6 protein-coding genes and 4 tRNA genes are annotated in these 7,054 nt (G+C 41.2%); 2 read left to right on the forward strand and 8 right to left on the reverse strand.

Annotation, left to right across the window (positions count from 1 at the left end; translation table 11 throughout):
* Positions 1-7: 7 nt before the first annotated feature.
* From secE to AAEZ00_RS16660, 6 genes are all read right to left on the reverse strand, one after another.
* Complete coding sequence (gene secE / locus AAEZ00_RS16635; RefSeq protein ID WP_101033685.1) at positions 8-379, reverse strand: preprotein translocase subunit SecE; 372 nt, start codon at positions 377-379, stop codon at positions 8-10.
* 268 nt (positions 380-647) lie between these two features.
* On the reverse strand, positions 648-1,832 hold the full coding sequence (gene tuf / locus AAEZ00_RS16640; RefSeq protein WP_101033683.1) for an elongation factor Tu: 1,185 nt from the start codon (positions 1,830-1,832) through the stop codon (positions 648-650).
* 113 nt (positions 1,833-1,945) lie between these two features.
* Positions 1,946-2,021 (reverse strand) — tRNA-Asn (locus AAEZ00_RS16645).
* Between the two features lie 9 nt (positions 2,022-2,030).
* Positions 2,031-2,104, reverse strand: a tRNA-Gly gene (locus tag AAEZ00_RS16650).
* A gap of 34 nt (positions 2,105-2,138) precedes the next feature.
* A tRNA-Tyr gene (locus AAEZ00_RS16655) sits at positions 2,139-2,223 on the reverse strand.
* A gap of 7 nt (positions 2,224-2,230) precedes the next feature.
* Positions 2,231-2,306, reverse strand: a tRNA-Thr gene (locus AAEZ00_RS16660).
* Positions 2,307-2,529: 223 nt separating this feature from the next.
* On the opposite strand from AAEZ00_RS16660, the gene coaA reads away from it, so the two are divergent.
* Positions 2,530-3,480 carry a type I pantothenate kinase gene (gene coaA, locus AAEZ00_RS16665; RefSeq protein WP_124013988.1) on the forward strand — a complete coding sequence of 317 codons (951 nt, stop codon included), beginning with the start codon at positions 2,530-2,532 and terminating at the stop codon, positions 3,478-3,480.
* A 37-nt stretch (positions 3,481-3,517) separates the two neighbouring features.
* On the opposite strand, the gene birA is transcribed toward coaA, so the two are convergent.
* Together birA and murB are read right to left on the reverse strand one after the other, a co-directional pair.
* The gene (gene birA, locus AAEZ00_RS16670) at positions 3,518-4,480 is read right to left on the reverse strand and encodes a bifunctional biotin--[acetyl-CoA-carboxylase] ligase/biotin operon repressor BirA (protein ID WP_124013987.1); all 963 of its coding nucleotides are present in this window, start codon (positions 4,478-4,480) and stop codon (positions 3,518-3,520) included.
* The gene (gene murB / locus AAEZ00_RS16675; protein ID WP_124013986.1) at positions 4,477-5,493 is read right to left on the reverse strand and encodes a UDP-N-acetylmuramate dehydrogenase; all 1,017 of its coding nucleotides are present in this window, start codon (positions 5,491-5,493) and stop codon (positions 4,477-4,479) included. Before murB ends, birA begins: the two co-directional genes overlap by 4 nt.
* 356 nt (positions 5,494-5,849) lie before the next feature.
* Here murB and AAEZ00_RS16680 point away from each other — a divergent pair.
* Positions 5,850-6,828, forward strand: a protein-coding gene (locus tag AAEZ00_RS16680; protein ID WP_233768647.1) for an IS630 family transposase whose coding sequence is annotated in 2 segments (ribosomal slippage) — positions 5,850-6,262 and positions 6,261-6,828 — 981 coding nt in all. Because the reading frame shifts where the segments join, the coding sequence is not laid out codon by codon here.
* The last annotated feature ends 226 nt before the right edge of the window (positions 6,829-7,054 follow it).

Raw genomic sequence — 7,054 nt, forward strand, 5'->3', positions numbered from 1 at the left:
CAGATGCCTATACGCCAGTAATTAAATTGACTACTCGTAACAATATTGCATCTAATCCCCAAAGGATTAATGCCATTACAGCAGTAGCTGCAAGTACAATAAAAGTAGTGTTTAGCGCCTCTTGGCGAGTTGGCCAAACAACTTTACGCACTTCAATATGTGCTTCACGCGCAAAAGATTGTGCCTGCTTACCCTTGCTTGTCTGCAGCGCAATGACACCTGCAATAGCAAAGGCAATAATGACCCCAGCAACACGGGCCACTACATTAGCATCTGCATAAAATTGATTGCCTATAACAGCAGTAGCAACTAGCAATGCTGCTACGCCCCACTTAACGATATCCAAAGAATCACTCTGGTTTTCAATATTTGTTTTCATCGGTTAATTCCGTTACTCACTACGACCTGAGCTTAGCTTGATAAACAACATATTTACCAAATCCGCATTTCCGAACTTTCCCAGAAAATGCATAAGCACAGGGTCCAAAATCGGTCATAGATTGTATTCTTATTCAGCTTTATTCGCAACAATGCAGGTAGGGTATGGTTAAAAAATCAATCAAAAAATCAAATTTTGTTGTCAACTTCACCCTAAAAACAAAAAAGGAAGCCGAGGCTTCCTTTTTCAGTGTTCACTAAAGTCGCTATTACGCGATAATTTTAGCTACAACACCTGCACCAACTGTACGGCCACCTTCACGGATAGCAAAACGTAAACCGTCATCCATCGCGATTGGGTAAATCAGTGTAACTACCATCTTGATGTTATCACCAGGCATAACCATTTCTACGCCTTCTGGTAACTCAATTGTGCCTGTTACGTCTGTTGTACGGAAGAAGAACTGTGGACGGTAGCCTTTGAAGAATGGAGTATGACGTCCGCCTTCTTCTTTGGACAACACGTAGACTTCTGACTCAAACGTTGTGTGTGGGTTAATTGAACCAGGCTTAGCTAGTACTTGACCACGTTCAACATCATCACGCTTAGTTCCACGTAATAACACACCACAGTTTTCGCCAGCACGACCTTCGTCAAGTAACTTACGGAACATTTCTACACCAGTACAAGTCGTTTTAGTTGTTGGTCTAACACCAACAATTTCTACTTCGTCTGATATACGAACGATACCACGTTCAACACGACCGGTTACCACTGTTCCACGACCTGAAATCGAGAATACGTCTTCGATTGGTAGTAGGAACGGCTTATCGATGTCACGCTCTGGCTCTGGAATATAAGTATCTAAAGCTTCTGCAAGCTCAAGAATTTTAGCTTCCCACTCTGGCTGGCCTTCTAGTGCCTTAAGCGCTGAACCTTGGATTACTGGTAAATCATCACCTGGGAAGTCGTATTCTGAAAGAAGCTCACGCACTTCCATTTCTACTAATTCTAGTAATTCTTCGTCATCTACCATGTCACATTTGTTCATGAATACGATGATGAAAGGGACACCTACTTGACGAGAAAGCAAGATGTGCTCACGTGTTTGTGGCATTGGGCCATCAGTAGCAGCTACTACTAAGATTGCGCCGTCCATCTGTGCAGCACCGGTAATCATGTTCTTAACATAATCCGCGTGACCTGGACAATCTACGTGTGCGTAGTGACGTAATGGTGTGTCATATTCGATGTGAGAAGTATTAATTGTAATACCGCGCTCACGCTCTTCTGGAGCGTTATCAATTTGAGCGAAGTTACGAGCTTCACCACCATATGTCTTAGACAAAACGGCAGAAATTGCTGCTGTTAAGGTTGTTTTACCATGGTCAACGTGACCGATGGTGCCCACGTTTACATGGGGCTTGTTACGTTCAAATTTAGCTTTTGCCATGGTATTGCCTCAGTCCAACTATCTTGGTGATGAAAACACATATAGTAAAAATCCGATGCATAAAATGACATCGAATCGATTATTTAGGGTTAGGAAGCTTATTCATAACAGGCTGGTGTTGGTAGGCATATTCGTACTACCGACCTCACCCTTAACAAGGGTGCGCTCTACCAACCGAGCCATATCAGCGAACAAATTTGGAGCGGATGGCGGGAATCGAACCCGCGTTATCAGCTTGGAAGGCTGGAGTAATACCATTATACGACATCCGCGCAACCTATTTAGGCTACCTAACTACCTAGAAAATGGTGGAGGGAGAAGGATTCGAACCTTCGAAGGCTGAGCCGTCAGATTTACAGTCTGATCCCTTTGGCCACTCGGGAACCCCTCCAGAAAAATGGTGCCGGCACCAAGAGTCGAACTCGGGACCTACTGATTACAAGTCAGTTGCTCTACCAACTGAGCTATGCCGGCGCATCATTTCGGGTTCGGATATTAGGTAAATGTGCCTCGGAGTGCAATAGCTAAATGGTAAAAAACCTAAAAAAAGTTTCAAATGACGCTTTTTTGCACTCATTTTGTATAGAAAGTGTGATTTGCAGACAAATGTAATTAGTGATTAATACAAATGAAGACCAAACTATTGTCGCCATTTATTCGATAGTGTAATGTGCCTGACCAAACTAGAGGAATGGTAATGAACCCAATTAACTCAATACAAGATGCACTCTACTTTGCTTTTCAGCGCAAGCATTGGGCTGAATTACGCAAATCGGTGCCGCTCACATTGAGTCAGGCTGAATTAGAAAACCTGCGTGGTATGAATGAAAAGCTGTCTTTAGACGAAGTCACTGACATTTACCTTCCCCTCAGTCGTTTACTGAATTTATTTGTCGGCTCTAAGCAACAGCGTGGACTGGTTCTTGATAATTTTCTCGAGCAGAGAGCATCTCCAGGTCCGTATATTATTAGTATCGCAGGAAGCGTTGCGGTTGGTAAGAGTACCACAGCGCGAATATTACAAGCGTTATTGCAACGTTGGCCTGAGCATCCTAAAGTTGATTTAGTCACCACTGATGGTTTTTTATATCCATTAGCAGACCTTAAACGCAAAGGATTATTACAGCGTAAAGGCTTTCCTGAAAGCTATGATATGAAAATGTTAGTGGAATTTATTTCTGCGGTAAAAGCAGGTAATGAAGAAGTTATTGCCCCACTTTACTCGCATGTGACATACGATAGACGCTACGATGAACATCAATCCATATGTCAGCCTGACATTTTAATCTTAGAAGGCTTAAATGTACTGCAAACAGGCTTAGACAGCCCGGTTGATACAAGGAGGCCGTTTGTTTCAGATTTTGTAGATTTTTCTATTTATGTCGATGCTGAAGAATCATTACTGAAAGACTGGTACAAACAACGATTTTTACAATTCAGGCAAGGTGCATTTAGTGATCCAAACTCATTTTTTCATCACTATTCATCTCTATCCGATGATGAAGCTAATGATATTGCCGCGAACATTTGGGATACTATTAATGGGCCGAATTTATCATTAAATATTCGGCCAACGCGAGAGCGGGCCCACCTCATTTTACAAAAGGGACCAAATCACTTAATGGACCGCGTTTTATTGAGAAAATAATAACATATGAGCCTATAACTAGGCTCATGTTTACCCTCTACAGTGCTGACCTAAGACTAATTTCACCACCTAGATAGCGCTTAACACCTTGTTCGGTTTCAAGTATTAACGCCCCTTGTTCATCAATACCTCGGTAAATACCACTAACTGAATTAGGGGCCATTAACAGGGTAACATCACGATTAACAAATAAATCAAATTCATTCCAGCGGTCTAAAAAAACCTCTAACCCTTTCTGCTCGAATAACTGCAGATCAGCCTTAAGGGTTTTATGCAGTTTAATCAATAGCTCGGTTTTATCAGGCATACTCATCAAACTGGATAGGTCACTCCATGGCTGGTCAATAAGCTCACCTTGCTCAGCAGACATACTCATATTAATACCAAAACCAAGCACTAGTTCGGTTTGTTGGTCTGTGCAATGAGAGATTTCCACTAAAATTCCTGCCAATTTCTTATGATCAAGGTAAATATCATTTGGCCACTTTAATCCCAATCCTTGGACACCAAAATTTGATAATGTTTTAGCAATAGAACAGCCAATAACGAGGCTTAAACCACTTGCTTGGCTAATATCGCCATTTAAGCGCCAAAACATAGAGGCATAAATATGGTGACCATAAGGGGATAACCACTGTCTTCCTCTTCTTCCTCGGCCGGCAGATTGATATTCAGCAATACAAATATCACCGGATTTTAGTTCAGCAGCATGTCCAAGCATAAAAGCATTAGTGCTTGTTGTTTCATCAAAATAAAAACAGCGCCCATCAACACCATTAACAAGATGTGACTCATTTACCAACGACAGTGGCTTTGCTAATTTATAGCCTCGGCCCTTTACACTATATATTTCAATACCATAGTCTTTCAATGCATCAATATGCTGATTAATTGCCGCACGAGAAAGCGATAAAGACTGCGCAATGACCTCACCCGAAACAAAACGATCATGGTGTAAACACGCTAATATTTGGCGCTTGCGTGACCAATGTTCATTCATTTTATTTCTATCTCCCCAACTGAACCCATAATCCTAGGCTCGGGTTGTAATGTGACCGCAAACTTGTCAAAAACCATCTGGATGACGTATTTCGCTAATTGACAGACTTGTTTGCCAGTAGCGTGACCGAGGTTAACCAACACCAAAGCTTGATCTTGATGAACGGCAGCATCACCGATATTAACCCCTTTTAAACCGACGTAATCGATTAACCAACCTGCAGCAAGTTTATATTGACCATCAACTTGTTGATAAGCGACCAGGTCAGTAAAACGAAGTTTAAGTTGATTATAAGCCTTAGTTGAAACTAGCGGGTTTTTGAAAAAACTACCGACATTGCCTAATACCTTAGGATCTGGCAATTTTGATTGGCGAATGTGGCAGACGCAATCAAATATCTGCTTGGCTGTGACTGTCGATGGCTCAAAGTGTTGCAAAGGCCCATAATCTATTACAGGCACCCAATGCTTAGCCAATTTCAGTGTGACCTCGGTAATTACGGCTACATTATTGAGTTGTTTTTTAAAAATAGACTCACGATATCCAAAATCACATTGTTGGTTGTTAAAACGAACCAAGTGTCCTGTATCGAGTTGTAAAAACTCTATCTCGTAACAGAACCGATTAAATTCAACACCATAGGCACCAATGTTTTGTATTGGTGCCGCACCTACAGTCCCAGGGATCAGAGCCATATTTTCTAAACCATCAATCTGTTTTTGCAAACAGGACTCAACTAGGTTATGCCAATTTTCGCCGGCTTGAATGGTGATATATTGATAATCATCATCTGCAGTAAACTGTATCCCTTTTGTAGAGACTTTTACCACAGTGCCATCATAATCTTCAGTAAAAACCAAATTACTGCCGCCGCCAAGCACCAACATAGGCAACTGTTGTTTATACAATTTATTACAAATATCAATGAGTTCAGCTTTGCTCGTCACTTCAACAAGTGAAGTGCAATTCTGCTGAAGAGCAAAGGTATTAAACGCTGCCAAAGATATAGACATAGAAAATCAACTTTATAAAGAATGCGGTTATTGTAACAGGGAAGATAACTTTAAATTAGTTTGTTTCTGTTTAAAAAAGCAGGTTATTTAAGGTAAATTTGATTTAATAGAGCAAATAAAAGTATTCTCACAAGTTGCAAAACAAATCAGTTCTGGTCGATCTATTGAGATATGAGTTGGTTAAATCTACGAAAATAGCGACTAAAAACACATATTTCAAACACATATTTCGAGTTATACCAATCCGCATTAAATTATGATCTAATATGCTCACCACTTTCAAATTATTTTATACTGTGAAAAACTACACATCTGTTGAGCTTTTTAAGCTATCAAGGTCAGAAAAAGACGCCCGTATGCGTATCCGCATATTGGCTGTTTCTTGCTTTCTGGAATGTCACAATCGCGCTCAAGTCGCTCGCCAATTAAAGGTTAGTCGTCGCAGTGTCAATGAATGGGTTAAAAACTACTTAAATACTGGCATTGATGGCTTGAAAGCCAATATGAATTCGACAAATGCTAATAAACTCGACGAACACCAAAAGCAGGTTCTTTATCAATATATAGATGAGTTTAGCCGCTCCGAACAGGGTGGACGATTAACGGAGTTAGACGTTCAATCACATATAGAGCAGCAGTTTGGCATCCATTATCATATTAACCATGTATATAAGGTACTAAAAAATATTGGCCTAAGCTGGATAACAAGTCGCTCTAAGCACCCAAAACAATCCTTAGCAGCCCAAGAAGATTTTAAAAAAACTCATTTCTAAAACGATCGCAACGATCCCTGTCTATATTCCTTTAGACACCGTCGATATTTGGTTTCAAGATGAGGCTCGATTTGGTCAACAAAATACCACCACGCGACTATGGGCAGCAAAAGGCTCGAGGCCAAGAGCGGTAAGGCAGCAACAATTTGAATATGCTTATCTTTTTGGTGCAGTTTGCCCTGCGACGGGTGCAACAGAAGCCTTGGTCACTCCATTTGTTAATAGGGCGGCTATGTGGCAACACTTAAAACAAATTTCAGAAGCAACTCATTCGGATAGGTATGCACTTGTTATCATTGATGGTGCAGGTTGGCATACGGATGATATAGCAAAAGAATTCAGTAATTTATCGGTCCTCAAATTACCACCCTATTCTCCGGAATTAAATCCCATTGAACAGGTATGGCAATGGCTAAGACAGCATTGTTTGGCAAATAGGTGTTTTGAAGGTTATGACGATATCGTTGAACAGTGTTGCCGCGCTTGGAATACGTTTATTCAGTGTAAGGACAGGGTAAAAAGTTTGTGCACACGAGACTGGGCCAATATGGGTAAAGTCTAATGCGGATTGGTATTAAACCTACGCTGTTCGCCCAATTTCGAGACATGTTGCCCCATATAGCGGTAGTAGAATAACGCAAGCTCTAGCAGGACGCAGTCCGCCCTAGCAGCGAAGCGACCCTAGCAGCGCAGCGATCCGGTTTGTTAAAATGCAGACGTAAAAAAGCCCGCTATATAATAGCGGGCTGTTTCACTACTCTTTCGAGTAAATTAGGCGCCTGGAAATG

The sequence above is a fragment of the Shewanella sp. S1-49-MNA-CIBAN-0167 genome, assembly GCF_040310145.1.
Taxonomy (GTDB): domain Bacteria; phylum Pseudomonadota; class Gammaproteobacteria; order Enterobacterales; family Shewanellaceae; genus Shewanella; species Shewanella psychromarinicola.

Coding starts and splice junctions, on each gene's coding strand:
- birA (WP_124013987.1), bottom strand. CDS start 4,480: ATGAATGAACATTGGTCACGCAAGCGCCAAATATTAGCGTGTTTACAC.
- coaA (WP_124013988.1), top strand. CDS start 2,530: ATGAACCCAATTAACTCAATACAAGATGCACTCTACTTTGCTTTTCAG.
- tuf (WP_101033683.1), bottom strand. CDS start 1,832: ATGGCAAAAGCTAAATTTGAACGTAACAAGCCCCATGTAAACGTGGGC.
- secE (WP_101033685.1), bottom strand. CDS start 379: ATGAAAACAAATATTGAAAACCAGAGTGATTCTTTGGATATCGTTAAG.
- murB (WP_124013986.1), bottom strand. CDS start 5,493: ATGTCTATATCTTTGGCAGCGTTTAATACCTTTGCTCTTCAGCAGAAT.